Annotated in this window: 10 protein-coding genes and 3 riboswitches; of the genes, 8 read left to right on the forward strand and 2 right to left on the reverse strand. The window is 34.8% G+C overall.

All coding sequences use genetic code 11. The annotated features are described in order from the left end of the window. Positions 1–125: 125 nt before the first annotated feature. The 4 genes from ACUL40_RS21880 (at position 126) to ACUL40_RS21895 (ending at position 7,596) form a co-directional block, all read left to right on the forward strand. Positions 126–1,790 carry a glycoside hydrolase family 13 protein gene (locus tag ACUL40_RS21880; RefSeq protein ID WP_001044710.1) on the forward strand — a complete coding sequence of 555 codons (1,665 nt, stop codon included), beginning with the start codon at positions 126–128 and terminating at the stop codon, positions 1,788–1,790. Between the two features lie 205 nt (positions 1,791–1,995). Then, positions 1,996–3,633: a PTS transporter subunit IIBC gene (locus tag ACUL40_RS21885; protein WP_000705560.1), complete on the forward strand. Its 1,638-nt coding sequence runs from the start codon at positions 1,996–1,998 to the stop codon at positions 3,631–3,633. Positions 3,634–3,637: 4 nt separating this feature from the next. Continuing rightward, entirely contained in the window at positions 3,638–4,429 is a 792-nt protein-coding gene (locus ACUL40_RS21890; RefSeq protein ID WP_139020127.1) for an endonuclease/exonuclease/phosphatase family protein, read from the forward strand. A 305-nt stretch (positions 4,430–4,734) separates the two neighbouring features. Continuing rightward, positions 4,735–7,596, forward strand: coding sequence for a YhgE/Pip domain-containing protein (locus ACUL40_RS21895; protein WP_000810067.1), 2,862 nt, complete (start codon positions 4,735–4,737; stop codon positions 7,594–7,596). A gap of 40 nt (positions 7,597–7,636) precedes the next feature. On the opposite strand, the gene topB is transcribed toward ACUL40_RS21895, so the two are convergent. Then, entirely contained in the window at positions 7,637–9,826 is a 2,190-nt protein-coding gene (topB, locus tag ACUL40_RS21900; protein WP_000047293.1) for a DNA topoisomerase III, read from the reverse strand. A gap of 209 nt (positions 9,827–10,035) precedes the next feature. Further along, a riboswitch (TPP riboswitch) is annotated at positions 10,036–10,148 on the forward strand. A 72-nt stretch (positions 10,149–10,220) separates the two neighbouring features. On the opposite strand from topB, the gene thiM reads away from it, so the two are divergent. Then, on the forward strand, positions 10,221–11,030 hold the full coding sequence (thiM, locus tag ACUL40_RS21905) for a hydroxyethylthiazole kinase (protein ID WP_016121778.1): 810 nt from the start codon (positions 10,221–10,223) through the stop codon (positions 11,028–11,030). Between the two features lie 15 nt (positions 11,031–11,045). Beyond that, positions 11,046–11,705 (forward strand): thiamine phosphate synthase, encoded by a 660-nt coding sequence (gene thiE / locus ACUL40_RS21910; RefSeq protein WP_000090960.1) that lies wholly within the window; start codon positions 11,046–11,048, stop codon positions 11,703–11,705. Positions 11,706–11,820: 115 nt separating this feature from the next. Here thiE and ACUL40_RS21915 read toward each other — a convergent pair whose 3' ends face one another. After that, positions 11,821–13,134 (reverse strand): anaerobic C4-dicarboxylate transporter family protein, encoded by a 1,314-nt coding sequence (locus ACUL40_RS21915; protein ID WP_000498704.1) that lies wholly within the window; start codon positions 13,132–13,134, stop codon positions 11,821–11,823. A gap of 282 nt (positions 13,135–13,416) precedes the next feature. Continuing rightward, positions 13,417–13,501: riboswitch (cyclic di-GMP riboswitch) on the forward strand. A gap of 134 nt (positions 13,502–13,635) precedes the next feature. On the opposite strand from ACUL40_RS21915, the gene ACUL40_RS21920 reads away from it, so the two are divergent. Together ACUL40_RS21920 and ACUL40_RS21925 are read left to right on the forward strand one after the other, a co-directional pair. Next, entirely contained in the window at positions 13,636–15,378 is a 1,743-nt protein-coding gene (locus ACUL40_RS21920; protein ID WP_000761079.1) for a methyl-accepting chemotaxis protein, read from the forward strand. Positions 15,379–15,514: 136 nt separating this feature from the next. Then, entirely contained in the window at positions 15,515–19,096 is a 3,582-nt protein-coding gene (locus ACUL40_RS21925) for a non-ribosomal peptide synthetase family protein (protein ID WP_445423005.1), read from the forward strand. 52 nt (positions 19,097–19,148) lie between these two features. Beyond that, positions 19,149–19,250, forward strand: a riboswitch (TPP riboswitch). Positions 19,251–19,350: the final 100 nt, after the last annotated feature.

A 19,350-nucleotide genomic window follows, 5' to 3' on the forward strand; every position in this document is an offset into this window, starting at 1 on the left:
ATAAGAATAAAGAATCTACATAGAGTTCAATGAAAACAGTTGCAAACTGTTCATATTTTGTTATGATAGTGTTACGAAAACGTTTGCATAAAATTTCCGATGGGATGCAAAAGGAGAGAATGACTATGAATAAGACATGGTGGAAAGAAGCGGTTGCTTATCAAATTTATCCACGAAGCTTTATGGATTCAAATGGTGATGGTATTGGAGATTTACAAGGTATTATTGCAAAACTGGATTATTTAAAAGATTTAGGTATAGATGTAATTTGGATTTGTCCAATGTATAAGTCGCCTAATGATGATAATGGTTATGATATTAGTGATTATCAAGATATTATGGATGAGTTTGGTACAATGGCAGACTTTGATGCTTTACTAGATGAAGTTCATAAGCGTGATATGAAGCTTATTATTGATTTAGTTATTAATCATACGAGTGATGAACATCCATGGTTTATTGAATCACGTTCATCTAAAGATAATCCGAAGCGTGATTGGTATATTTGGCATGATGGTAAAGATGGTGCGGAGCCAAACAACTGGGAAAGTATTTTTAATGGTTCGGCATGGGAATATGATGAAGAAACAGAACAATATTATTTACATTTATTCTCACGTAAACAACCAGATTTAAACTGGGAGAATAAAGAAGTTCGCGAAGTACTATACGATACGGTTAATTGGTGGCTTGATAAAGGTATTGATGGTTTCCGCGTTGATGCGATCAGTCATATTAAAAAAGAAGAAGGCCTCAAGGATATGCCAAATCCAAAAGGGTTAAAATATGTGCCATCTTTTGATAAACATATGAATGTGAAAGGTATTCAACCTTTATTAGAAGAGCTAAAAGAAAATACATTCTCTAAGTACGATATTATGACTGTTGGTGAAGCAAATGGTGTTAAGATTGAAGATGCTGAGCTTTGGGTTGGAGAAGAGCAAGGTAAGTTCAATATGGTATTCCAATTTGAACATTTAAGTTTATGGGATGCAGAGAAGAAGAAAGACCTTGATGTTGTAGGATTGAAAAAAGTATTAACGAAATGGCAAAAAGGATTAGAAAATAAAGGATGGAACGCTTTATATATTGAGAATCACGATAAACCACGTATCGTTTCAACATGGGGAGATGATAAACAATATTGGCGTGAAAGTGCAACAGCTCTAGGGGCGATGTATTTCTTTATGCACGGTACACCTTTTATTTATCAAGGCCAAGAAATTGGTATGACAAATGTTCAGTTACCAAATATTGAAGATTACGATGATGTAGCAATTAAAAATTTATATCGCGAGAAAATTGCAGAGGGCGTACCACATCAAGATATGATGGAGATTATATGGGCTTCTTGCCGCGATAATTCACGTACACCTATGCAGTGGAATGATGAGATGAATGCTGGTTTCACAACAAGTACACCTTGGTTTAGCATGAATCCAAATTACAAAGAAATTAATGTTGAAAAGCAAAAAAATGAAGAAAAGTCTATTTTCAATTTCTATAAGAAAATGATTGCCCTGAAAAAAGAGCACGATGTACTGAACTATGGTACGTATGATTTACTTTTAGAAGACGATCCACAAATTTATGCATATACACGTACGTTACAGGATGAAAAAGTCATTGTAATTAGTAATATCTCAAAAGAGGAAGCTGTGTATAATGAGGGTTCATTTGCACTAGAACGCAAACGTTTGCTTTTAAATAACTATGAAGTTGCGGAACATGAAGAAGTAACAACAATTGCTTTAAAGCCTTATGAAACAAGGGTTTATCGCATTTCATAATAAAAAAGGATGCTCTTTGAGCATCTTTTTTTATGAAAAAAAATAAATTTCTATTGCAAAGTGAAAACGCTTTTATTAAAATAGATTTATGAAAACGGTTGCGTAAAGATAAAAATAAAGTAACATAAGGAATCGTTTTCATAAAGGGAACAGAAATTATAATTTAAATCATTATGTTTTTATAAATAAAGGGGAGGAAGAACAGATGAAAATTACGTCTTTTGATTTTTGGCAAAAGTTCGGGAAAGCGTTATTAGTTGTTGTAGCCGTAATGCCAGCAGCTGGTTTAATGATTTCCATCGGTAAGTTAATTGGTATGTCTGCTGGGGATGTTAACGCAGTTCATACAATCGCTCGCGTAATGGAAGACATCGGTTGGGCAATCATTACAAATCTACACATCTTATTCGCAGTAGCAATTGGGGGATCTTGGGCGAAAGATCGCGCGGGTGGTGCATTTGCAGCGCTATTAGCATTCGTCTTAACAAACCGAATTACAGGAGCTATATTTGGGGTAAACGCTGAAATGTTAGCGGATTCAAAAGCGAAAGTTTCTTCAGTAATAGCGGGAGATTTAATTGTAAAAGATTACTTTACTTCTGTACTTGGTGCACCTGCATTAAACATGGGAGTGTTCGTAGGGATTATCACAGGTTTCTTAGGAGCTACTTTATATAACAAATATTATAACTATAATAAACTGCCACAGGCATTAGCATTCTTTAATGGAAAACGATTTGTACCATTCGTTGTAATTCTTTGGTCTACAGTTACTGCGATTGTATTATCACTTCTATGGCCATTCATCCAAAGTGGGTTAAATGAATTTGGTCGCTGGATTGCAGCTTCAAAAGATAGTGCACCAGTTGTTGCACCGTTTGTATATGGAACGTTAGAGCGTTTATTATTACCATTTGGTTTACACCATATGTTAACGATTCCGATGAACTATACAGAGCTAGGCGGAACATATACGATGCTAACTGGTTCAAAAGTTGGACAAGTTGTAGCAGGACAAGATCCATTATGGCTTGCATGGATTACAGATTTAAATAATTTATTAGCAAATGGAGATACGAAGGCATATAACGATTTATTAAATAATGTTGTACCAGCTCGTTTCAAAGCTGGACAAGTTATCGGCTCAACAGCAGCTTTAATGGGAATTGCATTTGCGATGTTCCGTAACGTTGATAAAGAAAAGCGTGCAAAATATAAACCAATGTTTTTATCAGCAGCATTAGCAGTATTCTTAACAGGTGTAACAGAACCAATTGAATTCATGTTCATGTTTATTGCTCCAGTATTATATGTTGTATATGCTATTACAACAGGACTTGCATTCGCGCTAGCTGATTTAATTAACTTACGTGTTCATGCATTTGGATTTATTGAGTTAATTACTCGTACGCCAATGATGGTTAACGCAGGTTTAACAAGAGACTTAATCAACTTTGTTATTGTTTCATTAGTGTTCTTCGGTCTTAACTTTACACTATTTAATTTCTTAATTAAAAAATTCAATTTACCAACACCAGGGCGTGCAGGTAACTATATTGATAATGAAGATGAGGCATCAGAAGGAACAGGAAATGTACAAGACGGTTCATTAGCAACAAAAGTTATCGATTTATTAGGTGGAAAAGAAAATATTGCTGACGTAGATGCTTGTATGACACGCTTACGTGTAACAGTAAAAGATTTAGATGTTGTTGCACCAGAAGCACAGTGGAAACAAAATGGTGCTTTAGGACTTATTGTAAAAGACAAAGGTGTACAAGCGGTATATGGTCCGAAAGCTGACGTATTAAAGTCAGACATTCAAGATATGTTAGGTGCGTAATAATATGAAATTGCTAACTTTAAACTGTCATTCTTGGCAAGAAGAGAATCAAATAGAAAAGATACAATACCTTGCTAAAGTAATTCAAGAAGAAGAGTACGATGTCATCGCATTGCAAGAAGTAAGTCAGTCCATACAAGCTGAAAATGTATGCGGTAACAAGAAAAAAGATAATTTTGGACTTTTACTATTAGAAGAGTTAAAAGCGCTACATGTAAAAGATTACAATATTACTTGGGATTTCTCTCATATTGGTTATGATGTGTACGAAGAAGGATTAGCAATTATAACGAAGCATAATATTATAAAAGAAGATACGTTCTTCATTTCAGAAAACGAGGATACAACGTATTGGAAAACGCGTAAAATTGTAAGTACAACAATTGCTTATAATGGTAAGGATATAACGTTTTACTCTTGTCATCTCGGTTGGTGGAATGATGAAGAAGAGTCATTCAAAGGTCAAGTCGATCGTTTGATGGAGCGTGTAGATAGCAATAAGCTCGCCTTCTTAATGGGGGATTTTAATAACAATGCTCGATTGAAAGGCGAAGGTTATGAGTATATGATGCAAAAAGAGTTGTATGACACATATGAATTAGCAATAGAGAAGGATGAAGGAACGACTGTCCAAGGTGAGATTGCTGGTTGGGATGAAAATAAACATAATTTGCGAATCGATCTAATATTGTGTAACCAAAGTAAAAAAGTTCATTCTTCAAAAGTTATTTTTAATGGTACAAACAGAAATGTAATTTCAGATCATTTCGGTGTAGAGGTTCAATTGGATATATAATAGAAGAAATCCTCACAGAGAATAAAAGCTGTGAGGATTTTTTTTAGGAATACAAGTATTTCCAAGAGAAAATACTTGTATTTTTTATGACATTTCATATATATTTGTTATTATTGAATGTAAAACCGATTTGGTCATTTTGTATTCATACTTTGACTCACTTCGTTATATAATGAAGTAAGTGAAAGTTAATGGGAAAAAATAGTACGTTTTTGGTTAATACACGATGTAGAAAGTGATATAATTGCAAAATGTATGTATCATTTTCTAAAGAAGGAAAAATATATAATTAGGTGATAACTTCTATGAAACAGATTTGGCGTATTTATAAGACAGATTTACGGAATGTAGCCAAACATTGGGCTGCAATTGTTATTGTTTTAGGATTAATGATTTTACCATCGTTATATGCATGGTTTAACATTAAAGCTTCTTGGGATCCATATGGAAATACAAAAGAGGTTCCCATTGCAGTTTCTAACCAAGATGCAGGCTCTAATTTAAGAGGGAAAGATATCAATATCGGGGACGAGATTGTAGATTCTCTGAAGAAAAACAAAAATCTTGGTTGGAAGTTTGTAGACGAAAAGCAGGCAATTTACGGAGTTGAACGCGGGGATTACTATGCAAGCATTACAATCCCAAAAGACTTCTCTGAAAAAATTGCAACTGTTCTGGATGAAAATCCACAGAAACCAGAACTGGATTACTATGTAAATGAAAAGGTAAATGCGATTGCACCGAAAATTACAGCAAAAGGTGCATCAGGTATTACGGAAGAAATTAGTAAAAACTTTGTTAAAACAGCAAACGGTGAGATTTTTAAAATTTTCAATGACCTTGGAATCGATTTAGAAACAAACTTACCAAGTATCGAAAAAGTAAAAGATCTTGTATTTAAGTTAGAAGCGCAGTTCCCAGAAATGAATACACTTATGGATAAGGCGTTAGATGATGCAACTCGAGCAGAAGATGTTGTGAAAGTGGCGCAAAAAGATTTACCTGTTGTAGAGAGTGTAATAAATGATGGGCAGGAAGCATTGGCGAATTTAGATAAGTTCTTTGCAAGACAAGATCAAACATTAAAAAACGCTCCAGGAACGATAAGAAATGATTTAGTAGCAGCAAAAGGCGTTATGGATAGTGCAGCTGCATTTACTGACTTTTTAATGAATCCAGGTGTAGAACTAAATATTCCTGACTTGTCTGGAATGAATGGATTACCTGAATTCCCAGCGAGACCAGATCTTTCTAAGTTGAATAGTGATGGTTATAAGAGTATAGCGCAAAATATTAATCAAACAGTAAATAATGTTTTAAGTTCATCACGTGCAGGAACAGCTTATGGGAAAAGTGTTTTAAATGGATTGCAAAATGGTCAGTTTGATCCAGAACAAGCAAAGAGAGATTTAAATGCGGTATCAGAACGATTACAAACTGGTACAGATGGTATTTCATATCTTATTAATTTCTTTACTGAACTTCAAAAATCGGCGACTACTGATTTTGGTCAAAGCTTTTTCAAAGGGCGAGTGGATCACTTAACTAATGTTAAAAAAGGTATGGAAAATGCAAATAACGGTATTAAAGATATTGTAAATGTTATTGGCAAAGGACAAGAAGTAAAGAAAGATGTAACAGATGTAGCGAATCAAAAATTAGATGCAGCAAATGGATTAATTGATCAAGCTGAAAAAGATTATAATGAAACGTTTGTAGCAGATTATAAAAAAGCAGTTAGCACAGTCGATCAAGCTAAAGTTGATGCAAATGCAGTATATGATAATGCAAAAGCAGATTACGATAAAGTAAAAAATGGTATTGAGGGTGCAAAAGCAGATTTACAGAAAGCAAAAGAAGATGTACAAAATAGAGGTATTAACGGTTTAGATTCAACGAAAGTAGCTTTAAATAGCTTAAATGGTCAATTCCAATCTGGAATCGGTTTAATTGATGATATGATTCCAGTTCTAGAAAGTACAAATAAGGTTTTAGCGGATGTAAATAGTGATAAAAACCTTAATAATGGAATCGCAAAATTAAACAAAGCGAAAAGTAGTCTGCAAAAAGGTGTAGATGCAACGAATAAGGGGATTACACTTCTTAACAATGGCCAGAAACCTACAAAAGATGTAATTGAAAGTATTAACAACGCTGCGAAGGGCGGATCAGCTCAATTAACAGATGTATTATCGACGTATGATTCAGAAATTGTACCTAATTTCAATACAGCAATAGCTCGTACAAAAGAGATGTCGAAAAATACAACTCAAATTTTAAATGATGCAGACAAAAAGCTTCCAGATGTTAAAAAATTACTAGAAGATTCATCAAAAGGTTTAGTAGATGGTAAAAAGAAATTAGCAGACATTAAAGCTGAAATGCCGGAGACTGAGAAAAAGATTAAAGAATTAGCAGATAAAATTCGTGATTTTGAATCTGAAGAGGATTTAAAAGACATCATACGTTTATTGAAAAATGATGTTGAAAAGCAAAGCGATTACTTTGCGAATCCAGTAAATTTAAAAGAAAATAAATTATTTGCGATGCCGAATTACGGTTCAGCGATGTCACCATTCTATACAGTGCTTGCATTATGGGTAGGCGCATTATTAATGGTTTCATTATTAACGGTAGAAGTACACGAAGAGGGCGCGAATTATAAGAGCCATGAAATTTACTTCGGACGTTTATTAACATTCTTAACGATAGGTCTTTCACAAGCGTTTATCGTATCGATGGGAGATATATTCTTACTCGGTACGTACGTAGTCGATAAGTTCTGGTTTGTGTTATTTAGTTTATTTATTGGTGGAGTCTTCGTTTGTATCGTATACTCACTCGTTTCTATTTTCGGAAACGTTGGGAAATCGATGGCGATCATTTTACTTGTACTACAAGTAGCAGGATCGGGCGGAACATTCCCAATCCAAATGACACCAGCGTTCTTCCAAGCGATTTATCCGTTCTTACCATTCACATACGCAATTAGCGCAATTCGTGAAACAGTTGGCGGAATGCTTTGGGATATCGTAACGCGAGATTTACTTGTGTTAAGTGCTTTCGTAGTAGTTATGATTGTGGCTGCGTTATTACTGAAAACACCAATTAACAAATCAAGTGAAAAATTTGTTGAGAATGCAAAAGGAAGTAAAATCATTCACTAAAATAAAAGGTTCCTACCGATAGAGGTAGGAACCTTTTTGTTTAATCAAATTTTAATTTTTTTAATGCTTCCGCAAATGGGTTGTTTAATGGTTCTTCCTCTTTGTTCTGTTGTTTCATATATTTTTGAACGTCGCGCTTATCAGCTTTGTTTCCAGATTCTTTTTTACGTCTTTCTTGGAATGTTGATAATTTCTCACGATAGCCACATTTACATGCGAAAATTTGGCCTGCACCCTCACCACGTAATTCTAGTTTCTTCTTACATTGCGGACAGCGAGCGTTTGTTGTACGAGATACATTTTTACGATGACCACATTCACGATCTTGGCATACGAGCATTTTTCCCTTTTTGCCGTTTACTTCTAGCATTGGTTTACCGCAGTCTGGACAAGACTTCGTTGAAATGTTGTCATGTTTATATTTTTTATCACTCGATTTAATTTCAGAAACAATTTCTTTCGTATAGTTCTTCATTTCCGAAATGAATACTTCTTTCTTTAATTTTCCTTTTGCAATTGCTTCAAGTTTTTGTTCCCACTCACCAGTTAGTGTAGGTGATTTTAATTCTTCTGGTACTAAATCAAGTAATTGACGACCTTTTGATGTAATGTGAATATCTTTACCACGTTTTTCAATTAAGAATGAATTGAATAGCTTGTCGATAATGTCTGCACGTGTCGCTACAGTACCTAATCCACCAGTCGATTTTAACGTATCAGCAAGTTGTTTATTTTGCGTATCCATATATTTTGTAGGATTCTCCATTGCTGAAAGTAAAGTCGCTTCGTTAAATCGTGCAGGTGCTTTTGTTTGACCTGATGTTTGCATAATTAACTTTACAGCTAATGTATCGCCTTTCTCAATGTGAGGTAGAAGTTGCTCTTTTACGTCATCAGTTACATCATCATCTTCAAAGCGATTTTCATATACTTCTTTCCAACCGGCATGTAGAATTGTTTTTCCGCGCGCAATGAACGTTTCATTGCCAACCTTTGTGCGTAACGTTAGTTGCTCATATTCGAATGCCGGGAATAACACAGCTAAGAAACGTTTTACAACTAAATCATAAATTTTGCGTTCTTTATCTGTGAATGCTGAGAAGTTAACGTATCCTTCTGTTGGAATAATCGCATGATGATCGCTTACTTTACTATCATCAACAAATGATTTGTTAGGTTTGATAGGCTTTTGTAATACTTTATGTGCGAAGGGACGGTATTCTCCAACACCACATGCTTTTAGACGTTCTGGAAGTGTTCCAACGATATCAGATGAAATGTAGCGTGAATCTGTACGAGGGTACGTTAGTACTTTATGCTGTTCATACAATTTTTGCATAATATTTAATGTTTCTTTAGCAGAGTAACCGAACTTTTTATTCGCATCACGTTGCAATTCAGTTAAATCGTAAAGACCAGGAGAGAATGACTTCTTCTGTTTCTTATCAATTTCCACAACAGTAGCATTTTGTTTATCTAAACGTTTTACAATACCATCGATTTTTTCTTTATTAAAACTACGGCTATTGCCATTTGCATCTTGCCAAGTAAGTTTGAGCTTCTCCATTGTTTGAGCTTCGATGCCGTAGTAAGTTTGTGCTTTGAAGTTCTTTATTTCATCCTCACGACTAGCAATCATAGCAACAGTAGGGGTTTGTACACGGCCGCAATTTAACTGGGCATTAAAGCGAGTCGTTAAAGCACGAGTTGCATTAAGACCGATATACCAGTCAGCTTCTGAACGCGCAACTGCTGAAGCGTATAAATTGTCATAGGCTTTACCTGGTTTTAAATTTGCAAAACCATCTTTAATTGCTTTATCGGTTACAGAAGAAATCCATAAACGTTTGATTGGTTTATTTAGCTTAACTTTATCGATAATCCAGCGTGCGACTAATTCCCCTTCACGTCCAGCGTCTGTTGCTACAATAATTTCATTTACATCTTTTCTAAGTAGCTGACTTTTTACAGCATTAAATTGTTTACCAGTTTGTTTAATAACCGTTAATTTCAAACGCTCAGGTAGCATCGGTAAATCTTCTAAATTCCACTTTTTATATTTCACATCATAACTTTCTGGATCTGCTAATGTAACGAGATGACCTAAAGCCCAAGTTACAATATATTTACTACCTTCAAGATAGCCGTTTCCTTTTTTATCACACTTCAGTACACGAGCAATATCTCGTGCAACGGAAGGTTTTTCAGCGATTACAACGCTTTTTGACATATTAAAAACATCCTTTCAAATTTCCATAAGTTAAATATAGCATACATCTTCTTGAGATTCAGTTTCGCTCCATATTTCAGCTGTTTTTAATGGAGTTAACAAAATCCCAACTGATTAAAGTTTCACTTTATCAGTTGCCTCTATATCAAATAGAAAAGTAAAGAACTTGTTATTTTACTAGAATAAGAGTAGACTTTGAAGTAGATGAATAAGAAACACATGGGAGTTTGTGGATACAAACTGAGAGTATGGCTACTAGTCCGTCATTGACCATTTGAACCTGTTGGATAATGCCAGCGTAGGGAGAGTGTAAAAGCACATATTCAGGCACTTTGCGTACGCGCAAAGTGTCTTTTTGTGTATCTCCCATCATTATAGTTAGGAGATGAAAAGGATGAATATGAAAGAAATTAGTAAAGTAGTGGATTTGGTGAGAGAATCTAATCCGCTTGTTCATAATATTACAAATGTTGTTGTAACAAATTTTACTGCTAACGGTTTGTTGGCACTTGGGGCATCGCCTGTAATGGCGTATGCGAAAGAAGAAGTAGCAGAAATGGCTAGCATTGCTGGAGCGTTAGTATTAAATATGGGGACACTTCGTCCTGAAGAAGTAGAAGCGATGTTACTCGCGGGTAAATCAGCAAATGCGAACAATGTGCCAGTACTATTTGATCCAGTTGGTGCAGGAGCAACTTCGTACCGAACAGAAGTTGCGAGACATATTCCGGCTGAAATTGAGTTAGCAATTATCCGCGGAAATGCAGCTGAAATAGCAAATGTTATTAATGAGAAATGGGAAATTAAAGGGGTAGACGCTGGTACTGGAAATGGAAATGTTGTAAGTATTGCAAGGCAGGCAGCAGATGAACTAAATACAGTTGCGGTCATTACTGGAAAAGAAGATGTTGTTACAGATGGAGAGAGAACTATTGTTATTCGAAATGGTCACCCTATTTTAACGAAAGTTACGGGAACAGGTTGTTTACTAACTTCTGTAATAGGAGCATTTGTAGCAGTGGAAAAAGATTATGTAAAAGCAGCAGTAGCAGCATTAACGTTTTATGGTGTAGCTTCGGAACTGGCAGCTGCTAAGACCGTGGAAAAGGGACCTGGTAGTTTCCAAATTGAATTTTTAAATCAGTTAGCGAATACTACTTCTGGTGATATTGAGAAGTATGGAAAGATTGAGGAGTTAGAGTAAGAGGGAGTGAAAGAAATGGCACGCATTGAAATAGATAAAATGTCTAAGCTATTGCAAGTGTATTTTATTATGGGAAGTAATAACTGCACAAGGGATCCTTTAGCTGTATTGAAAGAAGCGTTAGATGGTGGAGTGACAATTTTTCAGTTTCGCGAGAAGGGGGAAGGTTCTTTAATCGGAGAAGATAGAGTGCGCTTTGCAAAAGAATTGCAGACGCTTTGTAAGGAATATAGCGTTCCTTTCATTGTAAATGATGATGTAGAATTAGCCATTGAATTAGATGCAGATGGTGTTCATGTAGGACAAGATGATGAAGGAATTACATCTGTTCGTGAAAAAATGGGAGATAAAATTATCGGCGTATCTGCTCATACAATTGAAGAAGCACGCTTTGCAATCGAAAATGGAGCAGATTATTTAGGCGTTGGACCTATTTTCCCAACGAGTACGAAAAAAGATACGAAAGCGGTTCAAGGAACGAAAGGATTAGCCTATTTTAGAGAACAAGGAATTACAGTGCCAATCGTTGGTATTGGTGGGATTACAATTGAAAATACAGCGGCAGTTATAGAAGCGGGTGCGGACGGTGTTTCAGTTATTTCAGCAATTAGTTTAGCTGAATCGGCGTATGAAAGTACGAGAAAATTAGCTGAAGAAGTAAAGAGAAGTTTGTAGGGAAGGACGTGTAGCATTTCAAGTGCTGCATGGAGAAATAGACTGCCCCAAAATTTAAACAAACATTTGATTAAAAAAGCACAAACCTTTTTAAATAAAGGTTTGTGCTTTTTCTTTAAAACATAATTGAAATTAAGAGCATTCCAATTCCGATAGAAGTGAATGTTGCGATTAGACCTGGAATCATAAAGCTATGATTTAAAACATATTTTCCAATGCCAGTTGTACCAGTACGATCAAAGTTAATGGCAGCAACGATTGTGCCGTAGTTTGGAATGAAGAAATATCCGTTTACTGCAGGGAACATCGCAATCAGTAGCGCTGGTGGAATACCAAGGGATAGTCCAAGTGGCATTAAGGCACGAACAGTTGCTGCTTGGCTGTACAGTAAAATAGATAGAATGAATAGTGCGATGGCAAATAGCCAAGGTGCACTTGTTACTAAATGCTGAATGGATCCTTGAATCATATTTAAGTTTCCATTAAAGAAAGTATCTCCCATCCAAGCGATACCGAAAATAGCAACAACTGCTGTTGCCCCCGCTTTAAAGACGTTACCAGACACAATGCTTTCTACATTTGGTTTACAGAAAATAATAATAAGAGCCGCGATAGTTAACATAACCATCTCAATTGTATTCGGCATGGAAAGACGGGCTAACTTCCCATCAACTATCCATCCTGGACGAAGTGCTTCAAATGAACCAAGAAGTACAACAAGGAAGGTTCCTACAAGGAAAAGGATAACTGATAATTTTGCGCCCTTTACACCTACAAATTCTTTTTTCTCTTCAAGCTTAGGAATCATTCCTTCTTTTAATCGTTTTAAGTATTCAGGGTCTTCATTTAATTCTTTTCCCATCTTACTAGCAACGAATGCTGCTAACATACAAGCAATGAAAGTGGAAGGAATACTCACTTTTAAAATATCTAATAAAGTGATTTTATAGTCAGCTAACATTGCTAAAAGAGCAACTGTGGCAGCTGAAATTGGACTAGCTGTAATTGCTTGTTGAGAAGCGATTACGGCAATCGACATTGGGCGTTCCGGTCTAATCCCTGATTCACGAGAGACTTCTGCAATAACAGGAAGTACAGAATAGGCAACGTGACCAGTACCTGCACATAGTGTGAATAAATAAGTAACAATTGGAGCAAAAAAAGTAATACGCTTTGGATTTTTTCGTAATGCCTTTTCAGCTAGATGAACAAGATAGTCCATTCCTCCAGCAGCTTGCAAAGCACCAGCAGCTGTAATTACTGCCAAAATCATAAGCATTACATCGATAGGAGGCGCGGTTGGTTGTAGGTGGAAGACAAAAACGAGTATTGCCATACCAACTCCACCCATTACTCCTAAACCAACTCCGCCTAGGCGTGCACCAATAAAAATACAGAGTAACAAGGTAAGAAATTGTAGCCAAAACATGATAAACTACCTCCGAAATTCATTAGTTAAGATATATTCGAATAGTTTAATTTGAATGAAAATTAAATAAATACCCGAAGAAATCCTTGTTATTTATACATTTTTTATTATATAACACAAAAAAAGTAACATTCACGTACTTTTTGAAATTATTTCGAAAAAGCAATGCATTAAAAATTTGTATTTATATCTCTAAATAAGTAGACATTTTGATTTATATGTTGTAATCTTTGAAAGAGAATAAATTAATTCTCATAGAACTCCCATATCGTTCAACTCGTTCAGCGAGAAAGGCAAACTGATGGAAACATGAGGACGCAAAACTACAGGAGCTAAGGTCGAAAGGCTACGCTAGCCAGTTACCGGACGGATAGGGTTGGTCTTGGCCAATGCTTTTACATTGGCTTTTTTTTATTCTCGAACATATTGAGAAACATTTTCAAACAAAATATCCATATATTTTGTTTTTTTGTTTGTGTTGATTAAGGAAGGTGGATATTAATGAAAAAATATTGGCATAAGTTATCGTTCCTTCAAAAGAACGTCTTATTAACCGTATTAGTTATTTTGACACTTGTTGGAAGTATGGGTGCATTAAGTTTCAATATGTTTCAAAATAGTATGATGTCTTTATTTGAAAGGCAGTCTATTGAAACAGGAGAAATAGTATTGAAAAAACTGGATGTAGAATTAGTTAGAGACATGGCGAAAGATCCTACAGCCGAAAAAGTGAAAAAAGAAAAGTTAACAGAGAAATTAGATGAAGTATCAAAAGAATTGAAAAGCGTTGGACAAACGTATGTTACAGGAGCAAAGCCGAATGAAAAGCGAGAATTACAACTCGTTGGTTTGACTACAGAGTTAACAAATGCGTTTCCTATAAAGCCGGGAGATTATTATGAACAACCCGCTCATTGGATGAAGGCATACGATAAAGTGATTGATACGAAAAAGGCTCAAATGACAGAAGTATATGAAGATGAAATAGGTTCGTGGGTGACAATATTAGAACCAATTACAGATGGAGAAAACAATATTATTGCAATTGTTGCCGCTGACTTAGATGCTTCCATTGTTCCTATTACAAAAGAGAAGTTTATGATACAGGGTTTACTCTTTATCATTATTTCATTAGCAATTGCGACTATTACTCAATTCTTTATCGTGCGTCACTCGCTAGCTCCATTAAAAGATTTACGAGAAGGGTTACGTAAAATTGGTGAAGGTGACTTGAGTATTAAATTAAAAGAAAGACCAGATGATATTGGAATTATTAATGTTTATTTCAATAACACGATTGAAAAGTTTAAAGGGATTATAGATAAAGTAAGGCAAACTGCTGAGCAAGTTTCTTCTTCTTCACAAGAATTGTCGGCGAGTACAGAGGAAAACAGCATGGCAGTTCAAGAGATTGCAAGTTCTATTGAAGGTTTAAGAGTAGGGGCACAGTCTCAAAAAACTTCAGTACAACAATGTTTAGGGATTGTACATGGAATGGAAGATAAGGTAGAAGAGATAACTGGGGCTGCGAAACAAGTTGCGGTTGCTTCTGAAGGTATGGAGCAACATTCAATTGAAGGTAATGAAGTGATTGGACAAATTATTAATCAAATGAGTTTAATCCAAAATGCAGTACAAGATTTATCTTCCATCATTTATTCGTTAGAAACAAGGTCAAAAGAAATTAGTGATATCGTAACTGTAATTACAGGCATTTCAAATCAAACAAATTTATTAGCTTTAAATGCTTCTATTGAGGCTTCACGTGCTGGAGCAGCTGGAAGAGGGTTTGCAGTTGTTGCTGATGAAGTACGAAAATTAGCAGAACAGACGGAAGCGTCTGCTAAAGATATAGCGAAATTAATTGGTGAAACACAAGCTGAGACAGAAGATGCTGTAGTTTCCATGCAAAAAGGTTCAAAAGAAGTAGAAACTGGAATTTCGCTTGTTCAAAGTAGCGGAGATTTCTTTGAAAAAATCTCAAAATCAGCGCAATCTGTTACAGATCAAGTAAAAGCTGTTTCTGGTAATTCGAGTGATATTTTACAAAATAGCCAGAATATTGTTCAAGTCGTAAATGAATTATCACATATTGCAAATACTTATGCCAACAGCAGTAGTAATGTTGAAGAAAGCATGAAAGAGCAAGAAATATCAGTACAAGATATTGCAGAATTAGCGACTTCTTTAAGTTGGCTCTCTCAGGAATTACAAGAGCTTATTGGTGAGTTTAAAAGCGAATAAGGAGAAAGTTCAATTCTAATCAAGGGCGTATCTCCGCTACTGATTATGAATTGAACGAATCTGCCCTTTAATAAGGGATAAAAAAGGTGTGAATTTTCACACCTTTATTATATTTAAGAGAGGAATTTACATAAATATGAAATTAGCAATTTCTTATAGTGAGATGGTAAAAGAATTTTTAGGAAAAGTAGAAGGAAGTATTAAAATACCTAAAGATGTGCAAGGAACAGAACTTAGGATAAAAAGGAAAACGGAACTGTTTTCAAATTTGACTCACATTGTAGATTTAATAGGAGCGACTGCAACGTGGTTATATCATATTTCTAAAGAAAAACATATTGTCGTGCTTTATCATGTAAGAGGAAGTTTATTTCCGATTACTATTGAAGTTTCTAATTTTCTCTCCTATGAAAGTTTAAATTTACAAATTGAAGAGCAACTGGAGCAAATTAAAGAAATGAATGAGGAAGAAATAGAAGAGTTTCAAAACGGTAATACGTTATATGAAATGTCACCTATTATTATTGGTGAAACATATTATGAGCTAAAAGACACGAATACATTACAATTTGTATTTAGTAAAAATATGCAAAGTGTAGAAATAATATTTAATAGTGTTAATTGGAAAGAGACAACAATTACTCGTTATGCACAACAAATACAAGGTGTTTTAATTAATAAATCACAAAATAATAATAAACATATAAATAATTTTAATGTTATTACAGAGGCCGAGATGGCACTTTATAGTCAAGTGAATGATACGACAGCAGTATATCCTGAGAAAAGTATCGTCGATATGTTCTATAATACTGTTACTCAATTTCCAAATCGTATAGCTTTATCTTCAAGGGAAGGTACTTTAACTTATGAGGAGCTAAATAAAAAAAGTAATCAAATAGCTCATATGTTAATTAAAAACGGCGTCCAATTAGGAGACTATGTTGGAATATTTATGAAACGTAGCATAGACACAGTAGTAAGTATGGTAGCTATATTAAAAGCTGGTGCAGCGTATGTTCCGATTGATCCAGATTATCCGGAAAGTAGAATACAGTACATTATTCAAGATAGCCAAGCGAAAGTTATATTGATGAAAGAGACGCCTATAACATGTGATGGGGTTCAAACAGTTTCAATGTATGATAGTGAAACTTATGAAGATACAGATGTAAAGTTGTCTATTCATTGTGATGATGTAGCTTATATGATTTATACATCTGGTTCAACAGGGAATCCAAAGGGAACGATGTTAGCTCATAGAGGCGTTGTTAATCTGTATACTTGGATGAAAAAGCAATATGAATTGACAGAAGAGGATGTATTTGCCCAATTTCCTTCCTTTAGTTTCGATGCTTCTGTATGGGAGTCATTTGCTTCTTTATTCTGTGGAGGAAACTTATATGTACTATTAGAGGAAGAGCGATTGTCTGTAGAAGCATTTGCAAATGCAATCTATAAAGTGAAAGCAACTTCAATCTTGGCATTAGCAACAATTTTTGTTCGACAAGTAGCAACTTATTTAGCAGAAGAAGATATATATAAGCTAGCTTCCCTAAAAAGAATTGCGATTGGCGGTGAAATGTTGCCTGTAGAGGTTATTAAATTGTGGAGAGAAAGAATAGGTACAAATGTTGAAATTCATAATGTATACGGACCGACAGAATGTACTGTAGTGACGACAACCTATAAAATACCTAGTCAGTTAAATGAGGATGTTGCGAGTATTCCCATTGGTAAACCATGTGCTAATTATCAAGTTATGATTTTGGATGAGAATATGAATCTTTGTCCAATTGGTGTACCTGGTGAATTATATATAGATTCAGTGGGATTAGCAAAAGGGTATTTTAATAAGCCTAATAAAACAATTGAAGCTTTTATTCCGAACCCTTTTAATCCTATAGTTAATATATATAAAACAGGGGATATCGTTAAGTTGCTAGAGGATGGAAATATAGAGTTTTTACATCGGAAAGATGATCAAGTAAAAATTAGAGGACATCGTATTGAACTAGGCGAAATCCAAAGTGAAATTTCTCAAAATCATAATATAAAAGAAAATGCTGTTTTTGCTAAGAAGAGTAAGGAAGGTAGCCAATATTTAATCGCGTTCTATACAACTTTAAATAAAAAAGAAATACCAGAATTAGTTTATCAGTTACAAGAGCAATTACCAGATTATATGGTGCCATCTAAACTAATTTATATTAATGAATTACCACTTACACCTAATAAAAAGATTGATGTTAAGAAGTTAGCTCAGTTAGAAGAAAAGTATGAACCGGTTCGGCTACAAGAATATGTTGCACCTTCTAATAAAGCAGAAAAACAAATAGCGAACGCTTGGGCGGAAGTATTAGGAATTTCAAAAGTTGGAGTGCATGATGATTTCTTTACAATTGGTGGACATTCATTAAAAGTATTACGAGTCTTAACATTGTTAAAAGAAGATTTCTCACATTTAACAATTCAAGATTTCTTTAAAGAAAGAACGATATATGGATTAGCTCGAATTGAGCGAGAAGTAAAAGTAGAGAAAGAAGAAGTATTTCGTGAATATAAAGTGATTCACGAACCAGATACTATCACGTATGCAAACGTTTTGGAAGAAAACCAGATTTCAAATGTCTTTTTAACAGGAGCTACTGGTTATTTAGGATCACACATATTATATGAATTGTTGAGAGATACATCTGCTACTATTTATTGTTTAGTAAGACCAACTAAAGATGTGCAGCAAAGAATTATAGATACATTAACAGGCTACTTTAATGATATATGTGAAGAATGGTTACAGCGTATACAGGCCGTAGCTGGTGATCTTGGAGAACAGTATCTTGGGATGAGCGAAGAAGAATTTATGTTCATCAGTTCTAAGATGGATACGATAATTCATTGCGGTGCAGATGTAAGACATTTTGGAGATGTAAAACAATTTGAAAATATAAATGTCCAAGGAACTAGCCGTATGCTAACATTAGCGGAGAAAGGTGCTACATTCCATTTTATTTCTACAATTGGTATCCCGTTAGAATTAGCGGTAGATCAATGGGATACATACATGAAAACTGGTGATTTTAATTACAGTGTAGACTTAGAGAATGTATATTCAAATAGTAAACTACAAGCGGAAAACATTGTTCGTGAAGCAATGAAAAATGGTTTGCGTGGAAATATTTATCGTGCAGGTAATTTAGCATGTCATTCAGAAACAGGTTCGTTCCAACAAAATATTGAAGGAAACGCATTTTATCGTCTTATTAAAACAATGCTATTAATTGGGAAAGCACCAAATGTGAAGTGGAAAGTTGATTTCACACCAATTGATTTTGCTAGTAAATCAATTGTATCGTATTTGCAAGATGCGCAAATTATAGGAGAGACGTTACATATTTGTCATCCACATCAAATTGAGTTTGAACAATTTATACAGCTAATTGGAGAGTGTGGATACAATCTTGAAATGGTTCCACTTTCAGAATATGTAAATACCGGACTTGCATTAGCGAAGGGAAATGAAGTAATAGCAGAGTTAATTGCTTCTCAAGTTGCAGGAGATGGAGCGCAGCAATCTGAAATTGTAATGGGTACGCGTAGAACGAATAAATGGATTAAGAAAAAAGAATTGATAGTACCAGCAATTAATAAAGAATTTATTCAGCAGTTATTAGCTCATGGTGAAAAAGTTGGTTATTTTCCAAAAATAATGAAATGATTATGCATGCTTTTGTTTGTTCAATAAAATAAATCATGCTACAATGAAAACGAATTAAGGACCGGGGAGCCAATTGGCTGAGAGGATGTAAGTAAACATCGACCCTCAACCTGATCTGGATAATGCCAGCGTAGGGAGTTACTTAAAGTGATGTAGCATATGTTATTCTGTAATAACTTGCATACAAGGCTTTCCTACGCAGTAGGAAAGCCTTTTCTTATTTTTGAAATTTATTTTTATAAGGGGGATTTTAT

This window comes from Bacillus sp. KNSH39, from assembly GCF_052656585.1.